Raw genomic sequence first — 25,678 nt, 5'->3', positions numbered from 1 at the left:
GAACTGATTGAGAAAAGTTACGGCTCGCAGATGTCTGAGAACAGCAATCATGGCGATGAAAGAACTTCCCTGCAGTGCAGGCAAAAGCTTGGCAGAAAAAAGCAAAGGCAGACCCCATTCTGCGTGAAAAACTGCTTCAGACAAGGGAAAATCCGAATCCAATCCACGCATTCTGCGAAATCTGCCATGCCTATGGCGTTTCCATCTATGAAATGGATCTTGCCATGGCAGGTGAAGAATTTTACGCAGAAATCAAACGCAGCACCAATGGCGGCGGAGAAAATTCCCCGGCGCCTGAAGGGGAAGATGACTTCTATGAGCTGTTTCTGGCAGCGTTAGAAAATATATGATTTTTTGCGAAGAATGTAAGTATTGATGAGTGTAGAAAGCTGCATGGATAGTGCCTGATGAACCTGCGAAGGGCTTGCCATGTCGTAGATGACACCGTCAAAAACTTCGAAGCGTTTCTCTTCTGGAAGCATTTCATACTGTTCCAGCGTGACCTTTTTCGAGCTGTGGTTGAAGAACTGGCGTCATAAAATACACATCTTTTCCCAAAAATGAAATGAAATCGCTTAAAATTCTTTCTTTAAATGTTCTGCGAGAATCGTATCGTAATCGCCTTCGATTTCCTCATCGCGCCCTGCATACCGCAGATTGGTCTCCACGCCGACCGGCTCCACATCGTCTGCAAATTCCCAGATATGATACCGCAGACCGCGGTGCTCAAAGTCGATGCTTCCGCAGTTGTCCTCTTCCGTATAGGAAAACGTGATTTTTTTCTCGTTTAAGACAGATTGAATTTGTGTCATATGCATAAAGCGTGATACCTCCGATTTTGTAGTTATCTGGAATAAAAAACAGCTACATTTGTTTACATTAGTATAGAACAGGGCGGGAGAAAATTCAATCGAAATTCTGGTCAGAATCATCGCAGCAGCTCTCACACGCGGTGTGCAGAGACAGCACGGGGTCGGAACGACCATCAAACATTACGCCTGCAACAATCAGGAAGAAAACCGCCGCGGCGTATCGAGCATCGTCTCCGAGCGCGCTCTGCGTGAGATCTATCTGAAGGGCTTCGAAATTGCAATCAAAGAATCCCAGCCAAAGGCGATCATGACCTCCTACAACAAGGTAAACGGTGTCCACACCGCCAACAGCTACGGTCTGTGCACAACCGCTGCAAGAAAGGAATGGGGCTTTGCCGGCATCATCATGACAGACTGGACCACAACAAACGCCGACGGAGGCTCCTCTGCCGCAAAATGCATCGCTGCCGGAAACGATCTTGTGATGCCGGGAACCGACACCGACCGCCGCGAAATCCTGGATGCGCTGAGTGCCGAAAATGACCAGTATCTCGAGGAAAAAGACCTGACCGCCTGTGCCCAGAGAATTCTGGAAATGATTTTTACTTCCAATTCATATGAATAATGCGGCGTTTTCAGGGATAAAATAACATCAGAAATAGCTGCCGCCACTTCGCAAAGCAAAATTTTCCATGCGGGCTTTGAATGTTACAGTTCGCTGAGATGCAGTGAACTGTAACATTCAAATAGTTGGGCAATTTCACGATTGAAATTTCCCATAACATGTATTAGAATATAAATGATATCAATAAATACGAGGACGTGAAAAGAATGTCAGGATTAAGTAACACACAATATTTTAAAGTAAAAACAGAGCCGGAGATTCAGGTAAAAGAGGTACTCGAAACCGTTTACAACGCCATGGTAGAAAAAGGGTATAATCCAGTCAACCAGATCGTAGGCTATATCATGTCAGGCGACCCGACGTACATCACAAGCTTTAAGGGAGCCAGAAGTCTGATCATGAAAGTAGAGCGTGACGAGCTGGTAGAGGAACTGTTAAAAGAGTACATCAAAAATGAATCCTGGAAGTGAGCGTAATTACTATGAGAATAATGGGATTAGATTACGGCTCAAAAACAGTAGGGGTGGCAGTCAGCGACGCCCTGGGTCTTACTGCGCAGGGAATCGAAATTGTCCGCAGAAAATCGGAGAATAAGCTGCGTCAGACGCTGGCCCGGATTGAAGAGATAGCAAAAGAGTACGGCGTGGAAAAAATCGTACTCGGCTTCCCGAAACATATGAACAACGACATCGGAGAGCGGGCCGAAAAATCTCTCGAGTTCAAAGAAATGCTGGAGAGACGGACAGGTCTGCCCGTTGTCATGTGGGACGAGCGGCTGACAACGGTCGAAGCAGACCGCACCATGATGGAAACCGGAATCCGCAGGGAAAACCGCAAGGAGTACGTAGATATGATTGCAGCTGTTTTTATCCTGCAGGGATATCTGGACTATCTTTCCCATCAGAAGGAATCACAGGAAAACTAAACAAAGGAATATTGTATGGAAAAAATAACATTTGTAACAGATGATGGCGGCAAAGAGGAATTTTACGTGGAGGAGCAGACCAGAATCAACGGAGTCAACTACATTCTGGTATCCGATTCGAAGGACGACGAGGCAAATGCCTATATTCTGAAGGATATCTCCACCGACACCGACGCAGAGGCAGAGTATGTTATGGTAGAAGACGACACCGAATTCGATGCCGTTTCCGGCGTATTTGCTTCCATGTTGGATGACGAGGCAGACATCACCTATTGAACCAGCCGTTTTGAAGCCATACCGGGACGCAGACGAAGCGGGACCGGGACAGCGCTTTAAAGGGCAAATCCTGCAGGTGCGGGACATGCTCCATCAGCCTGAAGTGACGCTCAGGGGATGCGTGCGTGAAGCCGTACCGGTAACGGAATCGTTTGGAAAACATGCGCGGAGGTGCTATTTGAAAAAGAATAATGGAAGTAAATTAAAAATTATACCGCTTGGCGGTCTGGAACAGATCGGTATGAACATCACCGTTTTCGAGTATGAGGACAGTATCATCGTCGTAGACTGCGGACTTGCATTCCCGGAAGACGACATGCTCGGTATCGACCTGGTCATCCCGGATGTAACATATCTGAAAGAAAACATCGACAAAGTCAAAGGCTTCGTCATCACCCACGGCCACGAGGACCATATCGGAGCCCTGCCTTACATCTTAAAAGAAGTCAACGTGCCGGTCTACGCCACCAAACTGACCATCGGCCTGATCGAAAACAAATTAAAGGAGCACAACCTGCTCCGTACCACAAAACGGAAAATCATCAAACACGGACAGTCCATCAACCTGGGCGCATTCCGCATTGAGTTTATCAAAACAAACCACAGTATTGCAGATGCAGCAGCACTGGCCATCTACTCCCCGGCTGGCATCATCGTCCACACCGGAGACTTCAAAGTCGACTACACACCAGTCTTTGGTGATGTCATCGACCTGCAGAGATTCGCAGAGATCGGAAAGAAAGGCGTTCTGGCACTGATGTGCGACAGTACCAATGCAGAGCGGCCTGGCTTTACCATGTCCGAGCGGACCGTAGGAAAGACGATCGACGGCCTGTTTGCCGAGCATCAGAATTCCCGAATCATCATCGCAACCTTCGCATCGAACGTCGACCGTGTGCAGCAGATCATCAACTCTGCTTATAAATACGGCCGTAAAGTTGTCATCGAAGGCCGCAGCATGGTCAACATCATCTCCATCGCGCAGGAGCTGGGCTACATCAATATCCCGGAAAATACCCTGATCGATGTGGAGCAGATGAAAAACTACACCGGCGAGCAGCTTGTCCTGATCACCACCGGAAGCCAGGGCGAGTCCATGGCAGCACTGTCCCGTATGGCGGCACACCTGCACAAAAAGATCTCGATCCTGCCGGGCGACACCGTGATCTTCAGTTCCCACCCAATCCCGGGAAATGAAAAAGCCGTTTCGAACGTCATCAACGAACTGTCTGCACAGGGTGCCAACGTCGTATTCCAGGACGTTCACGTATCCGGACATGCCTGCCAGGAGGAAATCAAACTGATCTACTCCCTGGTAAAACCGAAATACGCGATCCCGGTACACGGCGAGTACCGCCACTTAAAAGCACACGCAGAAGTAGCACAGAGTCTCGGCATCCCGAAAGAGAACATCTTCCTCATGTATTCCGGTGATGTCATGGAACTCGATGAGGACGGCGCAGCAGTAACTGGCAAAGTCCACACCGGAGCCATCATGGTCGACGGACTCGGCGTTGGTGATGTAGGAAATATCGTCCTGCGTGACCGCCAGCATCTGTCCGAGGACGGAATCATGGTCGTTGTACTGACTCTCGAAAAGAGAACGAACCAGCTTCTGGCCGGCCCGGACATCGTATCCCGCGGTTTCGTCTATGTACGCGAATCCGAGGATTTGATGGGCGAGGCAAGAGAAGTTGTAGAAGAGGCGCTGGATGGCTGCCTTTCCAAAAATATCTCCGACTGGGGCAAGATCAAATCCACGATCAAAGATGCCCTCGGCGATTATGTATGGAAGAAAACAAAGAGAAGACCGATGATCCTTCCGATCATCATGGAGGCATAAATACCATGGACAAAGTAACAGAGTGCCTGAACGCGCTCATCGAAGAAATGCGGGAGAGCAGGGCATATCAGAATTACTTATGTATGGAACAGGAACTCGAAAAAGACCCGGACTTAAAAAGCCGGGTCGATGACTATCGAATCCGCAATTATCGACTGCAGCAGTCAGAAAACGTAGACCTCTACGACGCCGTAGATTCCCTCGAGCGGGATTCCTACGCACTCCGCAAAAGCGAGAAAGCAAACGCCTATCTTGAAGCGGAACTCGAGGTCTGTAAGATGGTACAGAAGGTGCAGGACTGCATTTCAGAGGCAATCCGCATCGGAGTACCGGAAATCTAAAACCGAAAATCAAAAGGAGAGCGCCCATGTCCGAAAAGAAAAGGGATGCCGGATACCGCGCAGCGCTGACAGGTGCGAAAGGAACCGTGCGCCTGCTCATTTACGTCTGCGTGATTCTTGTGATCATTCTGGCAGCGAAAACTTCATATCAGTTTGGACATGACGTGTTTGCTGAGGAGCCAGTCGCATCCAGAGGAAAAGGAAAGGAAGTCACCGTACAGGTGCGTTCCGGCATGGAGGCGAAAGAACTTGGCGAACTCCTGAAAGACAACGGACTGATCGACGAAAGCCTTCTGGTTTTCGAAGTCCAGTACCGCCTGTCCGGCTACTACGGCGGCATCAAGGACGGTTCCTACGTGCTGAACACCGCACAGACCGTCGATGAAATGCTGGAAATTCTGGCGGGCATCAACACCGAAGGACAGCCGTCTGCGGAATAACGCACGTTTGCAAAACAAGAGGAATCTTACATGATAATAGACGAACGAATGGTAACCTACATCAATTCCCTGGACACCGGCCACACCCCGTTTCTGGAAAATCTGGAGCGGACGGCCAAACAGACAAAAGTGCCGATCATTCGCCGTGAAATGCAGAGCTTTTTAAAAGTATTCTTAAAGATGAAACAGCCAAAGAGAATCCTGGAGGTAGGAACTGCCGTAGGATTCTCTGCTGTTTTCATGGCACAGTACGGTGAAGCGGACGCAGAGATTACCACAATAGAAAATTACGAAAAACGCATCCCGATCGCACGGGAGAACTTCGAAAAATCCGGCTTCGCCGACCGCATCACGCTGATCCCGGGAGACGCTGCAGAAGTCTTAAAAACCCTGGACGGCCCATACGATTTTATCTTTATGGACGCCGCTAAGGGACAGTACATCCACTTCCTGCCGGAAGTCCTGCGTGTCCTTGATAAGAACGGCGTACTGATCACCGACAACGTGCTGCAGGACGGCGACGTCATCGAATCCCGCTTCGCCGTGGAACGCCGGAACCGCACGATCCACAAACGGATGCGGGAATACTTATTTGAACTGACACACAATGAAGGGCTGCTGACATCGGTCGTGCCGCTGGGAGATGGAATCGCGATCACGATGAAAAGCCATGAGAAGAGAGAGGAAACAACATGAGAAAACCGGAATTACTGGTTCCAGCCAGCAGTCTGGAAGTATTAAAAGTAGCAGTGATCTTCGGCGCAGATGCCGTATATATCGGCGGAGAAGTCTTCGGACTCCGCGCGAAGGCGAAGAACTTTTCGATGGAAGATATGAAAGAAGGCGTGGAGTTTGCGCATGCGCATGGAGTGAAAGTGTATGTCACCGCGAATATTCTGGCACATAATCAGGATCTGGAGGGTGTGCGGGCTTACTTTGCCGAATTGAAAGAGATCGGGCCGGATGCACTGATTATTTCCGATCCGGGAGTCTATCGCATCGCCATGGAAGTGTGCCCGGAGATTGAGCGGCATATCAGTACACAGGCGAATAATACGAACTATGGGACGTATCAGTTCTGGTATGAGCAGGGTGCGAAGCGCGTCGTGACGGCGAGGGAGCTGTCGCTGGCGGAGATCAAAGAGATTCGGGAGTACATTCCGGAGGAGATGGAGATCGAGACGTTTATTCATGGGGCGATGTGTATTTCGTACTCGGGAAGATGTCTGCTGTCCAATTATTTCACGGGAAGAGATGCGAACCAGGGCGCCTGCACCCATCCGTGCCGGTGGAAGTATGCGGTCGTGGAAGAGTCCAGACCGGGGGAGTATCTGCCGGTGTATGAGAATGAGAGAGGGACGTATATCTTTAACTCGAAAGATCTTTGTATGATTGAGCATATCCCGGATTTGTTGGATGCGGGGATTGACAGTTATAAGATTGAAGGAAGAATGAAGACGGCGCTGTATGTGGCGACGGTGGCAAGGACGTATCGGAAGGCAATTGATGATTATCTGGAGAGCCCTAAGAAGTATGAGGAGAATATGGAGTGGTATCGGGATCAGATCTCGAACTGTACGTACAGGCAGTTTACTACGGGATTTTTCTATGGGAAGCCGGATCATGAGAGCCAGATTTATGATAGTAATACGTATGTGAAGGAGTATACGTATCTGGGGATTGTTGGGGAGAAGAATGAAAAAAGCAGATATGCGATTGAGCAGAGGAATAAGTTTTCGGTTGGGGAAGAGATTGAAGTGATGAAACCGGATGGGGAGAATGTCCGCGTTACGGTGAAGGGGATCTGGGATGATGAAGGGAACCAGATGGAGAGTGCTCCGCATCCGAAGCAGAAATTGTGGATTGATCTTGGCGTGGAATTGGATAGGTTTGATATTTTGAGAAGGAAAGAAATGGAATAGGATAGGAAAATAAAAGGGATTAGGAACGTGTCATTTTCGAAAGGTTGCTAATCCTTTTTTGTGCGAATAGAGATTATGTAAAGCAATGGTAATGATAAAAGAAACAAATAGGAAAAAGTTCGACATTCTGTGAAGAAAGTTGCTTCATAATGTTTACAAACTGGAGCAAATAAGCTAGAATGTACATGATATTATTGGACTAAGGCTAAATGCTGTTTTAATAGGCCATAAGTCACAAAAATATGGTAAGTATCATTATAAACGGAATGTATATAACTGGCAATGTCTAGGTCTAATTCTCCGGAAAAATAGAATGGTCAAGGGTGGAGTTCTAAAAACATGGTTTTGGGCAATAAGTGAGCTTTTCACTACATCCTGATACAGATAAACGAGGTTTCGTGTAGAGATATGTATACCTCTAATTAACTGGAAATATTGCATGAGAATGAAGTGAAAAAATCATTTAATGAAAATTTTTGTTAAGTTAAACAACATACTTTTGAAAAACACTCAATAAAATATATAAAATGCACTAAAAAATACGTTGCAGCACAGAATAAATGTCTACCTCAAACTTTCAGTGGCGGCATGATGGTCTACGGTGGCGTATAAAACTCATGCAAAATACCCCTATTACGAGCCTGTTTTATTGCAGAGCAAGGTGCGGACATGAAACCCTCATTTTTCCGAAGAATTAGAGGTGGAGGTTGAAAGTGTTGAAAAGCCCAAAATCTATTTTTCTGGAAAAGTTTATTGCAGAGAAAAGACGGACATGATAACTGCATTTTTCCGGGGAATTAGAGGTAGTGAGGGGGAGATGATTGTTTCATGTTGCAACAAAGAAACAGTATGAACTTGTACAGTTTTAACAAAGTAAGCTGGTGCGAAGGTTATGACAATAAGGGGCAGCACTTTGAAAAATAGAGAAGTGCGACAGCGAGTTATGACAATAAGACACAGCACTTTGTTGGTGAGTTGGTATGAAGATGTTTACCATAAAGTTTCAGTTGAAGCGAAATAAGTGAGTAGCCCATGGCAGGTCTACATAAAAGATTCAGTGGTGGTCGGAAGATGGCCACTGTGAGAAAAATGATAACTACAGTGTGATAAATCATCCGATGTGGATGATGAACACGCTGTTTTATATAAATTGATTGGCTCGATATGAGCCTTCCATATAAGTAAGATGAATTTCAGGAGGATATAGGATTATGAAAAAGGACTATAAAATTGCGGTTGCCGGTACCGGTTATGTTGGTTTGTCGATTGCTACGCTTCTCAGCCAGCACCGTCAGGTGACTGCTGTGGATATTATCCCGGAGAAGGTGGACATGATCAACAACCGTAAGTCCCCGATTCAGGATGACTATATCGAGAAGTATCTCGCAGAAAAAGAATTGAACCTGACCGCAACTCTGGATGCAAAGGCTGCATACTCTGATGCAGACTTTGTTGTAATTGCGGCTCCTACGAACTACGACAGCCACACGCAGCACTTCGACACATCTGCGGTTGAGGCTGTGATCAAGCTGGTCATGGAGTACAACCCGGATGCCATTATGGTCATCAAGTCCACCATTCCTGTGGGCTACACTGCATCTGTTCGTGAAAAATTCAACAGCAAAAACATCATCTTCAGCCCGGAGTTTCTGCGTGAGTCCAAGGCTCTCTATGATAACCTGTATCCTTCTCGTATCATCGTTGGCACTGATTTAAGTGATGAGCGGTTGGTAGAAGCAGCCCATGAGTTTGCTGGTCTGCTGCAGGAAGGTGCAATCAAAGAGAACATTGATACCTTGTTCATGGGCTTCACCGAGGCAGAGGCAGTTAAATTGTTCGCCAATACATATCTGGCTCTGCGTGTTGCTTACTTTAATGAACTGGACACCTATGCAGAGAGCAAGGGACTGAATACTCAGCAAATCATCAATGGTGTTTGCCTTGATCCGCGTATTGGTAGTCACTACAACAACCCCAGCTTCGGCTACGGCGGATACTGTCTGCCGAAGGATACCAAGCAGCTGCTGGCGAACTACGCAGACGTGCCGGAGAATCTAATTGAGGCGATTGTCGAAAGTAATAGAACTCGTAAAGACTTTATCGCTGATCGTGTCCTGAAGCTGGCTGGCTACTACGGCTATGACGAGGACAACGAGTACGACAAGGAACAGGAAAAATCTGTGACTATCGGCGTTTACCGCCTGACTATGAAGAGCAACAGCGACAACTTCCGCCAGAGTTCTATTCAGGGTGTCATGAAGCGCATCAAGGCGAAGGGCGCAACTGTGGTCATCTATGAGCCGACTCTGAAAGATGGTGAGACATTCTTTGGCTCTGTTGTTGTGAATGATCTGGCTAAGTTCAAAGAAATGAGCCATGCCATCATCGCAAACCGCTATGACAAGAGCTTGGATGACGTGAAGAATAAGGTTTACACACGCGATATTTTCCAGCGTGACTAAGAAATTATAGATAAAGGGAGGGTGAAAATGAACACAGCGACATATAATAAGGATTTTCATCGCACTGTGAAGAAAGCCGAAATCCCAACTTGTAATATTTTAGGAGTGGATATTGCAGCTATTGATATGGAGTGGCTGTTGGCATATCTGAATAATAATATTAAGGCCTTGGCTGGTGATTATATTTGCGTGTCCAATGTACATACCACTGTTACTGCATATGAAGAAGAGGCATATCGGAAGGTTCAGAATGGTGGAATTATGGCTATCCCGGATGGTGGACCACTTTCTTCAGTTGGTCAAAAGCGTGGATTTAAAAATATGAAACGTACTACCGGGCCCAGTTTGATGGGTGAAATTTTCAAAATTTCTGCATCAAAAGGTTACCGGCATTATTTCTATGGATCAACCGATGAAACACTCGAAAAACTTTACTCAGTGCTGATGGAGACATATCCTGGAATTCAAATTGCAGGAATGTATAGTCCGCCTTTTCGATCAATGACAGAAGAAGAGGATAAAGCAATTGTCGAGAGAATCAATGAAACCAATCCGGATTTTGTGTGGGTTGGACTTGGTGCGCCAAAACAAGAAAAGTGGATGGCCGCCCATCAGGGAAAAATCAATGGATTAATGGTGGGTGTTGGAGCCGGATTTGACTACCATGCAGGAAATATTGATCGGGCACCAGAGTGGATGCAGAAAAGCAATTTGGAGTGGGTATATAGACTTCTGCAAGATCCAAAGCGGCTATTTAGAAGATACTGGCATACAAATACAAAATTTATTTGGAATGCCATGATAAGGGGAAAATGATGGGTACAAAATCAAAAAAACAAAATATATTGATTGTACATAACTATTATCAGATCCCTGGTGGCGAAGATACTGTTGTGGAAAATGAAAAGAGAATGCTGGAAGAGCATGGACATAAGGTGATTTTGTATACTAGGAATAATGCAGAATTAAAAAGAATGTCAAAATTGAGAAAACTTTTTCTTCCAGTAACAACAGTGTTTAATCCGAAAAGTTACAAAGAAATCAAACAGTTGATAAAGAAGGAGAACATAGAAGTTGTTCATGTTCACAACACATTAAATCTGGTTAGTCCTGCGGTTTATTATGCAGCAAAAGCTATGAAGGTACCTGTAGTACAAACTATTCACAATTTTCGTTTATTGTGTCCCGGTGCAACTTTTTATAGAGACGGACATATTTGTGAGGACTGTGTTGAGCATGGGTTAAAATGTGCTGTGAAACATAGTTGCTACAGAGGAAGCAAGGCTCAAACGTTGGCTTGCGTGTTGAGCACTTGGTTTCATCGAATGACTGGAATATACGGAAAAATAAGTTATATTTGTTTAACTGATTTTAATAGGAATAAACTATTAGAATTGAAGCAAGTTAAATCCGATAAAGTATTTGTTAAACCTAATTTTGTTGAAAGTATAGGAAAATATATTCCAGAGGATCAACGAAAAAATCAATTTGTGTTTGTCGGTCGGCTGGATAAGTTGAAAGGTATTGATACTCTTTTTAATGCGTGGGAAAAATTGGGAGAAAGAGCACCTAAATTGATTGTATGTGGAACTGGTCCTATGGAGGAATGGTGCAAAAAATTTCTTACTAATCATAAAGTAAATATTGAAATGAAGGGCTTTGTTTCTAATATTGAAGCACGAAAGCTGATAGCAATAAGTCGTGCATTGATATTACCAACACGATGGTATGAGGGATTTCCAATGAGTATTGTTGAAGCATTTAGTGTGGGAACACCTGTGCTTTGCTCGGCCTTGGGAAATGCTGGAGCTGTTGTTGAAAATGGTATTACAGGATATAAATTTAATGCCGAATCAGTGGATGAACTGATTCAGTCGGCGAATATGTGCTACGGATTGTGTGAAAAGACTTATGGAATATATCAGAAAAGATATACCAAGGAAGAAAACTATAATAAATTAATGGAGATATATAATGCAGCAGAAAGAATATAAGAAAAATGTTCTAATATCAGCATTTAACTGTTCTCCATATGCTGGATCAGAACAGTATTTGGGGTGGAGTAGTGCCGTAGCAACAGCAAATTATGGATACAGAACATATGTGTTGACGATAGATAAAACGAAACAAGAGATAGAGAAATGGTTTGAAGAACATGATGATACAAGATTAAAAGATGATTTGTCATTTGTTTATGTATCGATTCCAAATACATTGTGGAAAATTAAAGGTCGTATTGGTATGCTAGTACGCTATAGATATTTTCAAAAGCAGTGTGTGATTTTAGGAAAAGAACTAGAGAAAAAAATCGAATTTTATTATTGTCATCATGTATCTTGGGCAAGCTTTGTGCAAAAAATTGAACTGTATAAATTAAATGCACCATTGATTATAGGGCCTGTTGGAGGGGGTGAAAAGACACCACAGTCTGTTGAAAAAGGATTTGAAAAAAAGGATAGATTAAAGGAATGTGTGCGAAATCTCGTTGCTAAAATGGCCACACATTCAAACTGGTTTAATAGCTGTTGCAAAAAAGCCACAGTGATTTTTGTAACAACTGAAGAAACAAAAAAATTGATTCCTTGTAAGTATAGTGAAAAAGTTGTAGTTAACCAGGCAATAAGTATTTCAGCAGATGAAATAAGCTTGAAAGTTTCAGATAGAAAAAATCATGAACCATTAAAAGTCTTAATGGCAGGTCGTTCTTTGTATTGGAAGGGATTTGATTTTGCAATTAAAGCCGTGGGAGAATTGATAGGTGAGGGAAAAAATATTGAATTACATTATTATGGATCAGGTCCTGAATTGGATAAGCTACAAAAATTGGCAAATCTGATCGGAGGGGGGGCAAATTGTATTTCATGGAAATGTTAAAAGAGAAGAATTACAGAAAGCTTACGGTGAAATGCATGTGTGTTTAAATACATCCTTCCACGATTCGGGATGCTTAGTGGTTTTAGAAGCGATGGCACATGGTCTTCCAATTATATGCATAAATGCAGGAGGTCCGGGAGTTTTAACAGATACCACTAACGCTTTTAAAGTTGATGCTTCTTCTAGTGAAGAAATTGTAAATGATTTGAAAAATTCGGTATATAGAATATATATTGACGAAGAAACAAGAAAGAAGATGGCTGAAGCATCCTTGGTGAGAGTAAGAAAATACTACGAAAATGAGGCTAAAATGGAAATTCTACAAACGAAAATCCAGAGTAAATTAAGATAGAACTGTGGAGAAGGTAAATGAATATACTGAATATTATAAAAGCAACTTTTGTAAAATTAAAAAATAAAGAAAAGCTTCGAAGTGCGAAGAGTGCGATAGTGGATTCTAAAGATGTGTTTGAAGGTTCCAATTTTATTGGAAAAAATGCAGTTGTAAAAGATTGTCAGATAGGATTTGCTTCATATGTGGCATATGAAAGTCATATTGAGCACTGTCAAATAGGAAAATACTGTTGTATAGGACCATATGTGAGGACAATAACGGGAAAACATCCGATTGAGTTTGCAGCGATGCACCCATTTTTCTATGCAAAAAAGAATCAAATTGGAGAAAGCTATGTAGACATAACAAAATATGAAGAACATGATTATATTGATAATGAGAAACACTATCAAGTATTTATAGGAAATGATGTTTGGATTGGTAACGGTGCCAAAATTATGGCTGGAGTTCATATTGGAGATGGTGCTGTGGTAGCAGCGGATGCACTTATTGTAAAAGATGTTGAACCATATTCAATAGTGGGCGGGGTTCCTGCAAAGCTGATTAAATGGCGTTTCTCACCAGAGATAATTGAAAGATTTAAAAAAATTAAATGGTGGGAATATGATGAATCAATCATTAAAAAGAATGCGAAATTATTTGAAAATGTAGAACAAATGCTTGAACAGTTTGAAAAGGAAAAAAGATGAGTGATTACAAGATTGGAATTTTAACAATAGGATATAACAGAGCTAATAATTTACTTAGGCTGTTAAATTCGATAAATGCAGCAACTTTTCCGACAGATGATGTTGATTTGTTGATTAGTATTGATAATTCAGGAACTAAAGATGTTGAAAATGCTGCAAACAGTTTTAAATGGCTACACGGAAGAAAAAAAATATATACATATCCTGAACGATTGGGCTTAAGGAAGCATATATTAAAATGTGGGGACTTTTTAGATTTTTATGATGCTTTAGTGGTATTGGAAGATGATCTAGTTGTTGCGCCCTCTTTTTATATGTATGTTTTAATGACGGTGAATAAGTATATAGAGAATAATAATATTGCAGGAATTTCCCTGTATACACATTTATGGAATCATAATGCGGGACTACCATTTACACCTTGTCCTAGTATGTACGATGTATATTTCTTGCAAATGGCGCAATCATGGGGTCAGGTATGGCTTAAGAGTCAATGGAAAGATTTTAAAAGATGGTATGAGGAGAATAAAGAATTTGATAGAGCGGATGATTTTCCGGATTTTATGACAAATTGGACAAAGTCGTGGCTTAAATACCATAACAAGTACTGCGTGACACAGAATAAATATTTTGTGTATCCCTATAACAGCTATACGACTTGTTTTAGTGAAGCCGGAGAACATAGTGTTGTAAGTGTTTCTAATTTTCAAGTACCAATGATGTTTGGAAATATAGAAACGCTTAGATTGCCAGATTTTAATTCAAATGATGCAATCAAGTACGACATTTTTTATGAGAGACAAGGGCTGGAAAAGTTTTTTAGATTACACGATGGTGAATTGACAGTTGATATATATGGAAAAAAAATTAGACAGGTAAAGAATAGAAAATATTTACTGTCATCTAGAGTTTTACCGTATAAAGTCATTAAAACTTTTGCGCTTCAAATGAGACCTCAAGAACAGAATATTATATATGACGTACAGGGAAACGACATATTCCTTTATGATACAGAAATCGAAGCAAGTAAGTCACAAGGAAATGATGAAGAAAATCATTATATTTATTACCACAGAATCTATGGGAATACTCGACTATTGCTAAAAACATGTTTTAAATTAATTATTGAGGATGTACATATAGCAATTATACAGAAAAGGAAGAAGTATAAAAAATGAAGAAGATAATGCTTTTTGAGCCGGGCTTATCAACAGATAACTTGGGCGATCAAATAATTGTAGATGGAGTGAAAGCTGCTTTTAAACAGATTATGGATGGGGCATTTATAATTGAAATTTCGACACATATGCCGATTTATAATCGTCACATGAAACACTGTGAAAAAGCTGACTTAAAGATAATCTGCGGAAGCAATTTGTTGGTTGGAAATTTAGGCTCATATCTTCATTTTAGACAATGGCCAATCAATTTATACACTGCTCAAAGTTTAAAACCTTGTGTTCTGGTTGGCGTGGGGGCACAGAAGTATGGACAACATATAGGTGCCTATACAGCTCACATATATAAAAGAATATTGTCATCCGAATTTATGCATTCAGTCAGAGATAGCTTTACAGAGGAACAGCTAAGATCTGTTGGGATAAACAATGTAATCAATACTGGGTGTCCAACAATGTGGGGGCTGACAAGTAAAAAGTGTAGCAAAGTTCCAAGTAGAAAAGGTAAAGATGTTATTTTCACACTAACTGATTATAAACCAGATAGAAAAAGAGACCAGTATCTTATTGATGTTTTACGGAAAGAATATGAAGACATTTATTTTTGGGTGCAAGGTAGCAGAGACTACGAATATCTGAAAACTTTGGATAATATTGAATCAATAAAAATTGTTTCACCGTCTTTGCAAGGATATGATTCTTTTTTAGAGAATACTAAAAATATTGATTATGTTGGAACACGGCTTCATGGTGGAATGAGAGCTTTACAACATGAAAAAAGAACGATTATTCTTGGAATTGATAATAGGGCAATAGAATTAAACAAGGATTATAATATTCCGGTTATTGAGCAAAAGAATCTTTCAGACTTGCATAACTTAATTAATGATACATGGGGAACAGAGATTAAGCTTCCAACGGAAGCGATAAAAAAGTTTCTCGGTCAGTTTGGAATTACTTATGTTTCGGAATAAGGTATAAAAGGAGGGGGTTGAGTTGAAGATCGTTAAAATTAAATTTGTGGATTTTTGGGAGCATTGGAATCAAGAAGATAACTTTATAGTAAATACCCTAAAAAAATTTTTTAAGGTCGAGTTTTCAGAGAATCCGGATTATGTTTTTTACTCAAATTTCTCAAAAAGACTAGACCATATGAAATATAAGAATGCCGTAAAAATTTTCTATACACAAGAAAATCTTTGCCCAGATTTCAATTTCGCTGATTATGGGATTGGATTTGAAGAATTGACTTATGGTGATAGATATTTGCAATTTCCTATATGTTATATAGATGAACGCTATGGTAATGCGTGGCGGAAGATGAAAACGAAACATATGGATGTGCAGGGCAATGCTGAAAAGTATATCAATAGAGAATTTTGTGGAATGGTTGTCTCAAACAAAGATGCTGATCCGATAAGGGACGAATTCTTTGAGAAACTTTTACAGTATCAATTTGTTTCATCTGGTGGAAAATATAGAAATAATATTGGTCAGCCTAATGGGATTCCTGATAAACTTGAATTCATGAGAAAATATAGATTTTCATTTTGTTTTGAAAATTCATCACACCCTGGTTATTATACAGAAAAACTTATAGAAGGATTTGCAGCTAAGACAGTTCCTATATATTGGGGAGATCCGCACATAGAAGAAATCTTTAATCCAAATGCATTTATTAATCTTTCAGATTGTGAATCTATTGATGAAATGATCGAAAAGGTTAAAGCTGTTGATTTGGACAATGAAAAATATATATCCATGTTATCAGAGCCAGCACTTAATGAAGAATACAGCAATATATGGGAAAACAAACAATGCGAGTTGGAAAAATTCTTGGTGAATATATTTTCAGTAGAGAAAGAACAGGCATATAGAAGAAATAGGGTTTTTTGGGGAGAAAGATATTGCGAACTATATGAAAAGATGCGTGATTTTTATGTCTTTTTCTTTCAAAATAAACTTGAAGTGACGGCAGTAAAAAAATTAAAAAAAGCAAAAAATAAGTTTGTCAGGGTGTTGGCTAAATGAAAATAAAAATAAGTTCTATTTTAATATTTATATCACTAATTCCACTGATGATTGGTGATGGAATACAGTATATTTTGAAAATATCAAGTCGCAATTTAGCAATGCTCATAGCAATTGAAGCTTGTATATATTTTAGCATCTTTTTATATAGCTTTTGTAAAAGAAAAACCAATTGGTGCATTAATACGATTGTTTTGATATACATAACGATATTTATATCGGCAGGATTACATCATGTTCTAAATAATGCACTGCTGAATTATATTGGTGGATTTGCAATGTGCTTGATATTTGATTATTGGTTACGGAAAAAATATAGTGACTTTCTGAAAGTCTTGAATTTAATTTTGGTTGCGCTAATATTATTGAATTTTGTAACTATACTAGTATTTCCGCAGGGAATGTATGAGACCGCCTTATATAAGGCAAATTGGATATTGGGCTATAAGAATTCGCATTTTGGGTATGTTATGGCTGCGTTGGCTAGTGTGACAATCCAAGATTACGAAAAAAATAAAAAATTGACGTTTTGGAATAATGCTTTTTTGGTGGTTGCATGTGTAGGATTGTACTTGGTAGACTCGGTGATGGCATTTGTCGCTTGCTCAATATATGCTGTAATGGCTATTTTACTAATTAATTATAGTAATTTAAAACCAGTAAGACGTATATTGGATTTTTTGAGCGTGAGAAGAATTATTGTGGCTACGTTGATTATATGGTTTGTGATGGTCTTTTTCCAGAATAGTTCATTCTTTACTGGAGATATTTCTAATCTTATGACCGCTATGGGACGAGACAGTTCTGTAAGTGGTAGAGTTCCTATCTGGAATGCTGCTATTAAATACATAGAGAAGTCTCCCATAATCGGTTATGGTATTATTGATTCAAATGAATTTGTTCGAGCATCGGGGATTCCAGGTGGGACACATGCGCACAACTATATATTGAACATCCTTATAATGGGAGGCACTATATGCCTGATCGAACATATATATATGTATATAAATATAGTAAAACATATATTGAAAAATAAAGGTTTTGTTTCATATGCACTTACGTTTGTTATAGGTTTATATTTTTTTACTGGCATAACGAATATCAATTTTTATACAATATTATTTAACCCTATTTTTGTCTTGACGTATTATGCAGTTACTGAACAAAAAGAGAAAATGACTTTGCTAGACTAAGAAAGGAGATAAAATGGCATCAAATAAGTCTCGCGCTTTTTTTAGTAATTCAGGATGGATGATGGCACAACAAATCTATAGTATGTTATTGTCCCTTGTAGTTGGTGCGTTATCTGCTAGATATTTAGGACCATCCAATTATGGATTGATTAATTATGGAGCTTCAATAATTTCATTCTTTACAATAATAAGCCGTCTTGGGATGGATAGTGTTATTATTAATGAAATGCTGAAAGCACCTGAAAAACAAGGAACATATCTTGGCTCAGCATTAGTGCTTAGACTTTTGACTTCTATCGCTTCTGTATTCATGGTGATGGGGATTATTCGAGTTATTGAGCCGGGAAATATTGAACTTTATATTGTGACATTGCTTCAGTCGATTGCAATTATTATGCAGACATATGAAGTACTTACATATTGGTTCCAGATGGAATTGAAGATGAAATTTGTTTCGATTGCAACTATGATAGCGTTAACTGTGGTTGCAGTATGGCGAGTTTCTCTTTTGGCAGCAAAGGCATCAGTATATTATTTCGCTTTTTCGTATTCGATTCAATATTTTGTTTGTGGTGCAGTCGTTCTTTTCTTTTTTCAAAGAGAAAGAAATAAAAACATAAAATTAAAGTTCAACTGTTTAGATGGAAAATGCTTATTACTAAATAGTTATCATTTCATTATTTCTGGTATTGCAGTTACGTTTTATATGCAGATAGATAAAATAATGATTGGTAAAATGATGGATCATACTTCAGTGGGTATCTACACTGCTGCTACTACGGTGGCCGCATTATGGGAATTTGTTCCGACAGCTTTGATCAATTCGGCAGGTCCCATCATAATGAAAAAAAGGCAGAAAGATTATGATGGTTATATACGTCTTTTTGAAGAGCTACTGTTAGCGGTTACAATTTTATTTGTGGTAGTATCTATTGCGATGATGCTTCTAGGAAAAATAGCTGTTTTAATTTTATACGGAAAAAAATATTTAGATGCGGTTTATCCGTTAAGCATTCTAATATGGTCAACTGGATTTGCAATAATAGGTACAGCAAGAGGAATATGGATTGTAGCAGAAGGGTATAACAAGTATACAAAATATATGGTGTTTGTTGGTGCTGGTGTAAATCTTGTTTTAAACTTTTTCTTTATCCAATGGTGGGGAATTGTTGGAGCAGCAGTTACTACATTGATTTCTCAAATTGTGGTTTCACTAATTGCTCCGCTTTTTTGGAAAAAAACGAGAGGATTTGTAAAAATTTATTTTGAATCGTTTAAACGCTTTCCAGACTTTGTTGACACAATAAAAAGAGCTATTAGCAGATAAATTCTAAAATTAAAAATAAGGATGGTTTAATATGAATATTATTCGGAAGGTAAAAGATTTAGGATGGTGGGGATTGTATACGACAGCAAAGTATGCAACCTGTATATCACCGAAACTTAATACACGGATTTTATATCACGTTACATTTGGGAAAAAATGGGATGAGAATAATCCGGTAACTATTAATGATAAAGTGCTGTGGTTAAAATATCATACTTATTGGAAAAATGATACTGTAAAAAAATGTGCGGATAAGTTTTTGGTTCGGCAATGGCTTTTAGATAATGGCTTTGGAGAATATCTGAATGATTTGATTCGTTACTATGAAAGTCCAGAAGAAATTTGCTTAAAAGATCTACCTAATCAATTTGCAATGAAACTCAATGTTGGTTGTAGATGCAATTTAGTGTGCAAAGATAAAAATGAATTAGATGAAGAACAGGTTATTGAAAACGCAAGGAAATGGTTTAAACAAGATTATTATAAGCGTTTTGCAGAAATGCAGTATAAAGATGTGAAACCATGTATTATTGTAGAAAAGTATTTAGGAACTGAGTCAGGAGAACTTCCTGTGGACTATAAGTTCTATTGCATGAATGGAAAAGCTAGTTCAGTTATGGTTTGTGTTGATCGAAAAGATGGTCAGCATCCTAAATTTTTCTTCCTCGATCGAAAGTGGAATAAATTGCCATATACGAAAGAGAGGTTTTTATACCCGGATCTTGTAATTGAAAAACCTAAAATGATAGATCAGGCATTCGATTTGGCGGAGAAACTATCCAAGAACTTTCCGTTTGTGCGGGTGGATCTTTATATTATTGGCGAAAAAATTTACTTTGGCGAATTAACATTTACACCGGCAGCAGGATTGGATTCTGATTTTAAATTTGTTCCTCCAGGAGGAAAGGAAGATGCAGATACAATGCTTGGAAAATTATTAACACTTCCTAAAAATTAAAAGATTATATAGGTTTAAGGCGATTTCATTTTACCGAGGACTAGGAAGGTGAGAAAGTAAGTGTTTGGAGATATAAGGGATTCAAATCGATTAAAAAAGGCTCTAGAACAAGATAATTATAAAATTTTATATAACTCGCTTGGAGAAAAAGATGAGTGTATTATTTTTTTTTCGAGCAATAACATATATTATCCCAATACACAGGATCAGTTAGAAGATACCATTGAGAAAAATAAGTTTGAATGGGAAAATATTGCAAAATCTAAAAGTATTCTTACAAAATATGGAAAAATGATTTTTGTAAGAGATATGTGGAAGCAATGGTACATCAATGGAATAAATCAAAAAATTGATTCGGTAGAAAAAGTTATTGAATTTTTGAGAACCGAAACTGAAAATATGCGGGTTACCACAGTTGGAAATTCATCTGGTGGTTATATGGCAACCTTAGTAGCCCAAAAATTGAATGCTAAAATGGCCTATTGTGTTTCTGGGCAGTTTGATATTGCTGATCAAATTAGCCGTCAACCCGTAGTTAGGAAAGCAGCAGAGGAAAATTATAAATATATAAATATAGTAAGGACCATTACCTCAACTACAGTGATATATTTATATCCGGCTTTGTGTGAATGGGATAAACAACAGGCAGATTTGGTAAACAACAATAATTTTGTTATTTCAATACCATTTTCGAATTCAAAGCATGGGGAAACTTGTTACGGATTTAATTTTCCATATATATTAACATGCGATAAGCAAATTTTTGAACATCTGATGAAAAATGCTCCGATGGGGGGGTATTCAAAAAGAATTTTTTTATTAAGAACAGTTGGATGGTTTCGTGGTATGAAACTATTGATTGTCAATTTTATAAGCAAATCCAGAAAAAAGCTTGGGTGAGTTGATTTTTTCGCATTTTGAGGTGAAAAATTACAATTAATGTGTGCTATGAGATATCCGATTTTGAAACTCCAAATTCAGGGATTTGTTTCACAGTGACATCTCCTGTGATGGAAGACAATTCGCTGCGAGTGGAGGTTATAGCTGAATATTGTGATCAATGCAGACGATTACTATGGCAAAGAAGGCTTCAAGGCTGTTCATGAGTATCTGGTGAATGGCGGTAAGTCCTGTATGGCAGGTTTTGTGTTGAAGAACACTTTGTCCGACAATGGTGGTGTGACTCGTGGCATCTGCAAGATGGACGAACAGAACAACCTGACTGAGGTTATGGAAACCAAGAATATTGTAAAGACTGCAACTGGAGCAGAAACAGACGGTGTGGCTGTTGATGTAAATTCTCTGGTTTCCATGAGTATGTGGGGATTAACTCCAGAGTTCTTGGATATTCTGGAGCAGGGCTTCAAAGAGTTTTTCAAGAAGGAAGTACCTGAAAATCCGCTGAAAGCAGAGTATCTGATTCCTATCTTCATCGGTGATCTGCTGGAGCAGGGAAAAATGTCCGTGAAGGTTCTGAAGACCAATGATACATGGTACGGCATGACCTACCATGAGGATGTTGCAGCAGTAAAGGACAGCTTCAAGAAGATGCTGGAGGACGGCGTGTACAAAGCTGATTTATTTGCAGATCTGTAATAGAAGAGTTTTGCTTGAAAGATTAACAGCGTAATATTTGAATGCATCAATTTGAGGGCTACATAAATGAGTGAAGCAATTGGAACACGAGAATTTGCTGAAAAATACGGCGTGACATAGGCTACAGTTTCCAAGTGGTGCAGGGAAGGTAAAATTCCAAACTGCAATCAAGATGGAAAAGGATCGCCGTGGCATATTCCCAAGGATGCAGTTCCACCAGTTGGATATAAGCAAAGGAAAAAGTGATGTTGGAAATGAGCAACTTATGGACCAAGAACTATTCAACCCACAGTCTTCTTCAGTAAGCTCCTCTCGAATCATTTACACCCCATCAACCTTTGCTAGAACGTCTCTTTTGCATCTGCAGGAGGTCGGCTCTTTGCAGGCTGTTCACCCACATGTATCCCAGAGAGAGGATTTGGTGTCGTTTCTTTGCTTTATTGTTTTGTCTGGCGAGGGAGAACTTTCCTACGAGGAGCAGACTTATCAGCTAGGCCAGGGAGACTGCGTGTTCATTGATTGTCGGAAAGCATATAGCCATTCGACTTCTGACAATCTCTGGTCTCTCCAATGGTGCCATTTCTATGCACCGTCCCTTCCGGCTGTATATGAGAAGTACAAAGAGCGAGGCGGTCGGCCTGTGTTCCATCCGGATGACATAGCTTCGTTTACCAGTCTGCTCAGTGACCTCTACAATCTGGCATCATCTTCCGATTATATCCGGGATATGCGAATTAATGAGAAACTGGGGACTTTACTCACCTTACTGATGGAACAGTCCTGGCATCCAGAGAGCGTGACGGTGAGCCGGAAGAGAATGGAACTGGCAGCCGTGAAGGAATATCTGGACGAACACTTTACAGAGAAAATTATGCTGGAAGAGTTGGCAGAAAAGTTCTTTATTAACAAGTTCTATCTATCCAAAATCTTCAAAGAGACTTACGGAACAACAGTCAATAACTATCTGATCTCAAAGCGGATCACCAGAGCCAAGCAGCTGCTTCGCTTCACAGATATGACTGTGGATGAAGTTGGTGTTGCGGTCGGCATGGGAGATGCAAACTATTTTAGTCGGATGTTCCGAAAAGTAGAGGGAATCAGTCCAAGAGAATATCGGAAGCAGTGGTGAACACAGGGGAGAACACCCTGTGTTTTCCTAAAAAGCATATAGTTTGAAACGAAAATAAAGAAAGAGGTGCAACGATGAATACAAGACAGGCGAAGCCAATAATACTCACAGCCCCGGCCTTTGAAGACTTCAGAGGATATCTTGCCGTGCCATACGACCAATCTATAAATTTCACTGTTCGACAGATCAACCAGGGATACAGCAAGAAAGCGTTCACGCTGCGTGGTATGCATTTTCAGGAAGGGGAACACGCACAGGCGAAGCTGGTGTCCTGCCTGCATGGTTCGATTTTCAATGTGGCTGTGGATCTGCGCCCGGGGGAAACCTATGGTCATGCTTACAGTGCGGTGCTGTCTTTTGAAAATCGAAAGCAGATGTATATACCACGAGGCTTTGCTCATGGATACCTGACATTGGAAGATGATACCTTGATGCAGTGGTGTGTAGATAATGATTTCTGCGGTGAAGCTGCCAAAGCTGTACGGTATGATTCGGATTTTGTCTGGGAAAGCGAGAGCTGGCCTGCCAGGGAGTACATTGTTTCAGAGAAAGACAGGAATGCTGTGAAGCTGGAACTATAATATTCCCAGCATATTGCCATCTGTTTTCTACAGTGTTATACTTAAACCACAATACATAATAGAAAGGCTGATTGATTATGCCCAGAACCAAAGGTAGCAAGAATAAGCCCAAAGCTATGACCACTGATTTTGCATCTCAGATTATAGAGAAGCAGGAGACTATTGTGTCTCTAAATAATGAGATTACTTCCATTACCGCAAACATTGACACTTTTAAAGCAGACTTGAAAGAAAAAAAGGCAGCTTTGAAGAAGGTCGAAAAAGAAGTGGCAACGCTGGAAACGAAAAAGACAAAGGCAGATGCTAAAGCCGCTGAAGAAGCTAAGAAGGCTGAAGCCGAGAGTGTGGTTAAGAAATTATTAGCCAGCGGCATGAGCGCAGATGAGATCCTTGAAAAACTGAAATAAAACAAGAACCAAAAAAAATAAATGCCGTGTGGACAAATTGAACTCCAGGAGTTCACACGGTGTTTTTCGAAGGCTGTTACATAGTTTAAAACGAAAATAAAATGGGAATGAAATGCGAATAAAAGAAATGGAGCGTGACACAAAATGAACTTATCTAAAATACACCACATCGCAATTATCGTATCTGACTACGAAGCCGCAAAGGATTTCTATGTGAACAAGCTGGGATTCTCTGTTATCCGAGAAAATTATCGCCCGGAGCGCAAGGATTGGAAGCTGGATCTTCGTGTCAATGAACTTACGGAACTTGAGATTTTCGCTGAGGAAAATCCTCCGAAGCGTGTGAATCGCCCAGAGGCCTGCGGTCTGCGTCACCTTGCATTTTGTGTGGAGAGCGTGGAGCAGACGGTGAAAGACCTGGCAACAGTCGGAATTGAATGTGAGCCGATCCGTGTGGATGATTACACCGGAAAGAAGATGACTTTCTTCCATGACCCGGACGGACTGCCGCTGGAGTTACATGAGTAAGGGATGGAGAGACAATGTGAACTATGGGAGAGAAAAGAGCATATAAAGCCAGAAAGCCCGGTGGTGGCCGGAAGAAGTCGAAGCCGCAGTTCGATGCTGGGAAGAATCTGAAAGAGCAGATGGATGCTGCTGTGGCGCTTTATGAGGAGGATTGCTCCCTCCAATCCATCGCCGATGCTCTAGTTCTAAATCCTATTAAAGTAAGAAAGCTGCTTATCACAGCAAGTGTGTATGAATCAGAAGTGGCAGAGAAGGTACAGGATACCTTTGAAGAATACCGAGAAGCACAGAGTTATAAAGATGCAATCCGCTCAACCGCCAATAATCTTCAACTCTCCAAAGCCTCCGTCACCTCATACCTGCCTTATAAAAAAGGCGTGTACTTTCCGAGTACTGCATCCAAAGAGAAAATCAGTGTTGGAGCAGAACGGCAGAGGAGATACAGAGCAATGAAGCGGTGGAGAGCTGATCCGACAGAAGAAAACTTCTGGGGAGTAGTTTTGGCTTATGCTGGTGTGAAATTCAAAACTTACACTGGCTTACCATTTTCTTACGAAATTAAAAAAGGCAGAAACGGGCAATACACAAAGGAACTCTGGATCGACCGCCGGGAAAACAGCAAAAGTCTGGCGTGGAGCTCGGTGCTGCTGGCACTGAAGAATATTAAAGGCGAAGTGGTAGATCGACCGAAAGCACTGGGCGATATTCGAGGCATGACCTACATCTACGGGATGTTCTATCGGTTCGGGCTGATCGACGTGCCGGATGAGGTAAAGGAGAAGATGGGATGTCCGATAAACCGCAAAAAATAGGTTGCTATGTACAGAAGTGCGCGGTAATATGTGCCGTAACTGAGGATGTGAATCTCAGTTGGGAAGGATGGTAGCATTATAGAAAAATTGAAGGAAATGCTGGAGGAGTATTTGAAGAAAACAGAGCCGGAGTATTACCAGCCAGTGGAGAACCTGCTTGATCTGATCTACGAGCATTACACGGAGAATAACCCAGTAGAGAAAAACACAGATGCCGGGAAAGCAGCAAAGGCCAAGGAAAAGGAACTGGAAGAGTGGCTGCGAGAGTTAGATGGTATGGATAGGCTTGTAGATGACTACAACTGGGTAAAAAGACTGCGCCAGAAAGGTTGTGTGGATTTGCCGGCGTCAACTGGACGCACCTATCGCGCACC

29 protein-coding genes and 2 pseudogenes are annotated in these 25,678 nt (G+C 40.7%); 30 read left to right on the top strand and 1 reads right to left on the bottom strand.

Going from position 1 to position 25,678, the window contains the following annotated elements; translation table 11 throughout:
• Window positions 1-74 precede the first annotated feature (74 nt).
• Window positions 75-350, top strand: coding sequence for a hypothetical protein (locus DW743_RS12045; RefSeq protein WP_117761680.1), 276 nt, complete (start codon window positions 75-77; stop codon window positions 348-350).
• 225 nt (window positions 351-575) lie between these two features.
• On the opposite strand, the gene DW743_RS12035 is transcribed toward DW743_RS12045, so the two are convergent.
• Complete coding sequence (locus DW743_RS12035) at window positions 576-818, bottom strand: hypothetical protein (RefSeq protein WP_055265060.1); 243 nt, start codon at window positions 816-818, stop codon at window positions 576-578.
• A gap of 136 nt (window positions 819-954) precedes the next feature.
• On the opposite strand from DW743_RS12035, the gene DW743_RS12030 reads away from it, so the two are divergent.
• The 29 genes and pseudogenes from DW743_RS12030 to DW743_RS18485 all read left to right on the top strand — a co-directional run.
• A complete protein-coding gene (locus DW743_RS12030; RefSeq protein WP_243004580.1) occupies window positions 955-1,437 on the top strand; it encodes a glycoside hydrolase family 3 N-terminal domain-containing protein in 483 nt (160 codons plus the stop codon).
• Between the two features lie 206 nt (window positions 1,438-1,643).
• Window positions 1,644-1,907 (top strand): IreB family regulatory phosphoprotein, encoded by a 264-nt coding sequence (locus tag DW743_RS12025; protein ID WP_022461716.1) that lies wholly within the window; start codon window positions 1,644-1,646, stop codon window positions 1,905-1,907.
• Between the two features lie 11 nt (window positions 1,908-1,918).
• Complete coding sequence (ruvX, locus tag DW743_RS12020; RefSeq protein ID WP_022461717.1) at window positions 1,919-2,362, top strand: Holliday junction resolvase RuvX; 444 nt, start codon at window positions 1,919-1,921, stop codon at window positions 2,360-2,362.
• A 15-nt stretch (window positions 2,363-2,377) separates the two neighbouring features.
• Window positions 2,378-2,638 (top strand): DUF1292 domain-containing protein, encoded by a 261-nt coding sequence (locus DW743_RS12015; RefSeq protein WP_022461718.1) that lies wholly within the window; start codon window positions 2,378-2,380, stop codon window positions 2,636-2,638.
• A 178-nt stretch (window positions 2,639-2,816) separates the two neighbouring features.
• Window positions 2,817-4,481, top strand: coding sequence for a ribonuclease J (locus tag DW743_RS12010; protein ID WP_055218756.1), 1,665 nt, complete (start codon window positions 2,817-2,819; stop codon window positions 4,479-4,481).
• 5 nt (window positions 4,482-4,486) lie between these two features.
• Window positions 4,487-4,822, top strand: coding sequence for a YlbF family regulator (locus DW743_RS12005; RefSeq protein ID WP_158568566.1), 336 nt, complete (start codon window positions 4,487-4,489; stop codon window positions 4,820-4,822).
• Between the two features lie 26 nt (window positions 4,823-4,848).
• On the top strand, window positions 4,849-5,262 hold the full coding sequence (locus DW743_RS12000; protein WP_117761676.1) for a solute-binding protein: 414 nt from the start codon (window positions 4,849-4,851) through the stop codon (window positions 5,260-5,262).
• A gap of 30 nt (window positions 5,263-5,292) precedes the next feature.
• Entirely contained in the window at window positions 5,293-5,958 is a 666-nt protein-coding gene (locus tag DW743_RS11995) for an O-methyltransferase (protein WP_117761675.1), read from the top strand.
• A complete protein-coding gene (locus tag DW743_RS11990) occupies window positions 5,955-7,184 on the top strand; it encodes a peptidase U32 family protein (RefSeq protein ID WP_117761674.1) in 1,230 nt (409 codons plus the stop codon). Before DW743_RS11995 ends, DW743_RS11990 begins: the two co-directional genes overlap by 4 nt.
• 1,211 nt (window positions 7,185-8,395) lie before the next feature.
• The gene (locus DW743_RS11985) at window positions 8,396-9,646 is read left to right on the top strand and encodes a nucleotide sugar dehydrogenase (protein ID WP_117761673.1); all 1,251 of its coding nucleotides are present in this window, start codon (window positions 8,396-8,398) and stop codon (window positions 9,644-9,646) included.
• 27 nt (window positions 9,647-9,673) lie between these two features.
• Window positions 9,674-10,462: a WecB/TagA/CpsF family glycosyltransferase gene (locus tag DW743_RS11980; protein WP_117761672.1), complete on the top strand. Its 789-nt coding sequence runs from the start codon at window positions 9,674-9,676 to the stop codon at window positions 10,460-10,462.
• Window positions 10,462-11,640, top strand: coding sequence for a glycosyltransferase family 4 protein (locus DW743_RS11975; protein ID WP_158568565.1), 1,179 nt, complete (start codon window positions 10,462-10,464; stop codon window positions 11,638-11,640). Before DW743_RS11980 ends, DW743_RS11975 begins: the two co-directional genes overlap by 1 nt.
• A complete protein-coding gene (locus DW743_RS11970; RefSeq protein ID WP_117761670.1) occupies window positions 11,621-12,520 on the top strand; it encodes a glycosyltransferase in 900 nt (299 codons plus the stop codon). The genes DW743_RS11975 and DW743_RS11970 overlap by 20 nt, the downstream gene beginning before the upstream one ends.
• A gap of 31 nt (window positions 12,521-12,551) precedes the next feature.
• Entirely contained in the window at window positions 12,552-12,872 is a 321-nt protein-coding gene (locus DW743_RS11965; protein WP_243004579.1) for a glycosyltransferase, read from the top strand.
• A 17-nt stretch (window positions 12,873-12,889) separates the two neighbouring features.
• On the top strand, window positions 12,890-13,564 hold the full coding sequence (locus tag DW743_RS11960; protein ID WP_117761668.1) for a CatB-related O-acetyltransferase: 675 nt from the start codon (window positions 12,890-12,892) through the stop codon (window positions 13,562-13,564).
• Complete coding sequence (locus DW743_RS11955; protein WP_117761667.1) at window positions 13,561-14,742, top strand: glycosyltransferase family A protein; 1,182 nt, start codon at window positions 13,561-13,563, stop codon at window positions 14,740-14,742. Before DW743_RS11960 ends, DW743_RS11955 begins: the two co-directional genes overlap by 4 nt.
• Window positions 14,739-15,716 carry a polysaccharide pyruvyl transferase family protein gene (locus tag DW743_RS11950; protein WP_117761666.1) on the top strand — a complete coding sequence of 326 codons (978 nt, stop codon included), beginning with the start codon at window positions 14,739-14,741 and terminating at the stop codon, window positions 15,714-15,716. Before DW743_RS11955 ends, DW743_RS11950 begins: the two co-directional genes overlap by 4 nt.
• Window positions 15,717-15,738: 22 nt before the next feature.
• Complete coding sequence (locus tag DW743_RS11945; RefSeq protein WP_117761665.1) at window positions 15,739-16,773, top strand: glycosyltransferase family 10 domain-containing protein; 1,035 nt, start codon at window positions 15,739-15,741, stop codon at window positions 16,771-16,773.
• Window positions 16,770-17,966 (top strand): O-antigen ligase family protein, encoded by a 1,197-nt coding sequence (locus tag DW743_RS11940; RefSeq protein WP_117761664.1) that lies wholly within the window; start codon window positions 16,770-16,772, stop codon window positions 17,964-17,966. The genes DW743_RS11945 and DW743_RS11940 overlap by 4 nt, the downstream gene beginning before the upstream one ends.
• Before the next feature lie 13 nt (window positions 17,967-17,979).
• Window positions 17,980-19,293 carry a flippase gene (locus DW743_RS11935; protein ID WP_117761663.1) on the top strand — a complete coding sequence of 438 codons (1,314 nt, stop codon included), beginning with the start codon at window positions 17,980-17,982 and terminating at the stop codon, window positions 19,291-19,293.
• 31 nt (window positions 19,294-19,324) lie between these two features.
• Window positions 19,325-20,251 carry an ATP-grasp fold amidoligase family protein gene (locus tag DW743_RS11930; protein WP_117761662.1) on the top strand — a complete coding sequence of 309 codons (927 nt, stop codon included), beginning with the start codon at window positions 19,325-19,327 and terminating at the stop codon, window positions 20,249-20,251.
• A gap of 60 nt (window positions 20,252-20,311) precedes the next feature.
• Complete coding sequence (locus tag DW743_RS11925) at window positions 20,312-21,151, top strand: hypothetical protein (protein WP_117761661.1); 840 nt, start codon at window positions 20,312-20,314, stop codon at window positions 21,149-21,151.
• Window positions 21,152-21,301: 150 nt separating this feature from the next.
• Window positions 21,302-21,847: pseudogene (locus DW743_RS11920) on the top strand (nucleotidyltransferase); the annotation flags it as partial.
• A gap of 379 nt (window positions 21,848-22,226) precedes the next feature.
• Entirely contained in the window at window positions 22,227-22,976 is a 750-nt protein-coding gene (locus DW743_RS11910) for an AraC family transcriptional regulator (protein ID WP_243004578.1), read from the top strand.
• Window positions 22,977-23,050: 74 nt separating this feature from the next.
• A complete protein-coding gene (locus DW743_RS11905; RefSeq protein WP_117761658.1) occupies window positions 23,051-23,557 on the top strand; it encodes a dTDP-4-dehydrorhamnose 3,5-epimerase family protein in 507 nt (168 codons plus the stop codon).
• A gap of 77 nt (window positions 23,558-23,634) precedes the next feature.
• Window positions 23,635-23,964, top strand: coding sequence for a hypothetical protein (locus DW743_RS11900; protein ID WP_117761657.1), 330 nt, complete (start codon window positions 23,635-23,637; stop codon window positions 23,962-23,964).
• A 144-nt stretch (window positions 23,965-24,108) separates the two neighbouring features.
• Window positions 24,109-24,492 carry an SMU1112c/YaeR family gloxylase I-like metalloprotein gene (gene gloA2 / locus DW743_RS11895; protein WP_117761656.1) on the top strand — a complete coding sequence of 128 codons (384 nt, stop codon included), beginning with the start codon at window positions 24,109-24,111 and terminating at the stop codon, window positions 24,490-24,492.
• Between the two features lie 23 nt (window positions 24,493-24,515).
• Window positions 24,516-25,304, top strand: coding sequence for a hypothetical protein (locus tag DW743_RS18490; protein ID WP_243004577.1), 789 nt, complete (start codon window positions 24,516-24,518; stop codon window positions 25,302-25,304).
• A gap of 111 nt (window positions 25,305-25,415) precedes the next feature.
• A pseudogene (locus tag DW743_RS18485) lies at window positions 25,416-25,678 on the top strand (hypothetical protein); the annotation flags it as partial.

The organism is Blautia sp. AM28-27, from assembly GCF_003480905.1.
GTDB classification, from domain to species: domain Bacteria; phylum Bacillota; class Clostridia; order Lachnospirales; family Lachnospiraceae; genus Fusicatenibacter; species Fusicatenibacter saccharivorans.
The sequence above is the reverse complement of the archived record's forward strand: the minus strand, read 5'-3'. Positions and strand labels throughout refer to the sequence as shown.

Excerpts from the sequence above, each read along its gene's own strand:
- DW743_RS11990 (WP_117761674.1), top strand. The coding sequence starts at position 5,955 with ATGAGAAAACCGGAATTACTGGTTCCAGCCAGCAGTCTGGAAGTATTA.
- DW743_RS11950 (WP_117761666.1), top strand. The coding sequence starts at position 14,739 with ATGAAGAAGATAATGCTTTTTGAGCCGGGCTTATCAACAGATAACTTG.
- DW743_RS11970 (WP_117761670.1), top strand. The coding sequence starts at position 11,621 with ATGCAGCAGAAAGAATATAAGAAAAATGTTCTAATATCAGCATTTAAC.
- DW743_RS11940 (WP_117761664.1), top strand. The coding sequence starts at position 16,770 with ATGAAAATAAAAATAAGTTCTATTTTAATATTTATATCACTAATTCCA.
- DW743_RS11980 (WP_117761672.1), top strand. The coding sequence starts at position 9,674 with ATGAACACAGCGACATATAATAAGGATTTTCATCGCACTGTGAAGAAA.
- DW743_RS12025 (WP_022461716.1), top strand. The coding sequence starts at position 1,644 with ATGTCAGGATTAAGTAACACACAATATTTTAAAGTAAAAACAGAGCCG.
- DW743_RS11900 (WP_117761657.1), top strand. The coding sequence starts at position 23,635 with ATGCCCAGAACCAAAGGTAGCAAGAATAAGCCCAAAGCTATGACCACT.
- gloA2 (WP_117761656.1), top strand. The coding sequence starts at position 24,109 with ATGAACTTATCTAAAATACACCACATCGCAATTATCGTATCTGACTAC.
- DW743_RS11930 (WP_117761662.1), top strand. The coding sequence starts at position 19,325 with ATGAATATTATTCGGAAGGTAAAAGATTTAGGATGGTGGGGATTGTAT.
- DW743_RS12005 (WP_158568566.1), top strand. The coding sequence starts at position 4,487 with ATGGACAAAGTAACAGAGTGCCTGAACGCGCTCATCGAAGAAATGCGG.
- DW743_RS11960 (WP_117761668.1), top strand. The coding sequence starts at position 12,890 with ATGAATATACTGAATATTATAAAAGCAACTTTTGTAAAATTAAAAAAT.
- DW743_RS12035 (WP_055265060.1), bottom strand. The coding sequence starts at position 818 with ATGCATATGACACAAATTCAATCTGTCTTAAACGAGAAAAAAATCACG.
- DW743_RS12000 (WP_117761676.1), top strand. The coding sequence starts at position 4,849 with ATGTCCGAAAAGAAAAGGGATGCCGGATACCGCGCAGCGCTGACAGGT.
- DW743_RS11985 (WP_117761673.1), top strand. The coding sequence starts at position 8,396 with ATGAAAAAGGACTATAAAATTGCGGTTGCCGGTACCGGTTATGTTGGT.
- DW743_RS11935 (WP_117761663.1), top strand. The coding sequence starts at position 17,980 with ATGGCATCAAATAAGTCTCGCGCTTTTTTTAGTAATTCAGGATGGATG.
- DW743_RS11905 (WP_117761658.1), top strand. The coding sequence starts at position 23,051 with ATGAATACAAGACAGGCGAAGCCAATAATACTCACAGCCCCGGCCTTT.
- DW743_RS11965 (WP_243004579.1), top strand. The coding sequence starts at position 12,552 with ATGCATGTGTGTTTAAATACATCCTTCCACGATTCGGGATGCTTAGTG.
- ruvX (WP_022461717.1), top strand. The coding sequence starts at position 1,919 with ATGAGAATAATGGGATTAGATTACGGCTCAAAAACAGTAGGGGTGGCA.
- DW743_RS11995 (WP_117761675.1), top strand. The coding sequence starts at position 5,293 with ATGATAATAGACGAACGAATGGTAACCTACATCAATTCCCTGGACACC.
- DW743_RS11955 (WP_117761667.1), top strand. The coding sequence starts at position 13,561 with ATGAGTGATTACAAGATTGGAATTTTAACAATAGGATATAACAGAGCT.
- DW743_RS11975 (WP_158568565.1), top strand. The coding sequence starts at position 10,462 with ATGGGTACAAAATCAAAAAAACAAAATATATTGATTGTACATAACTAT.
- DW743_RS18490 (WP_243004577.1), top strand. The coding sequence starts at position 24,516 with ATGGGAGAGAAAAGAGCATATAAAGCCAGAAAGCCCGGTGGTGGCCGG.
- DW743_RS12015 (WP_022461718.1), top strand. The coding sequence starts at position 2,378 with ATGGAAAAAATAACATTTGTAACAGATGATGGCGGCAAAGAGGAATTT.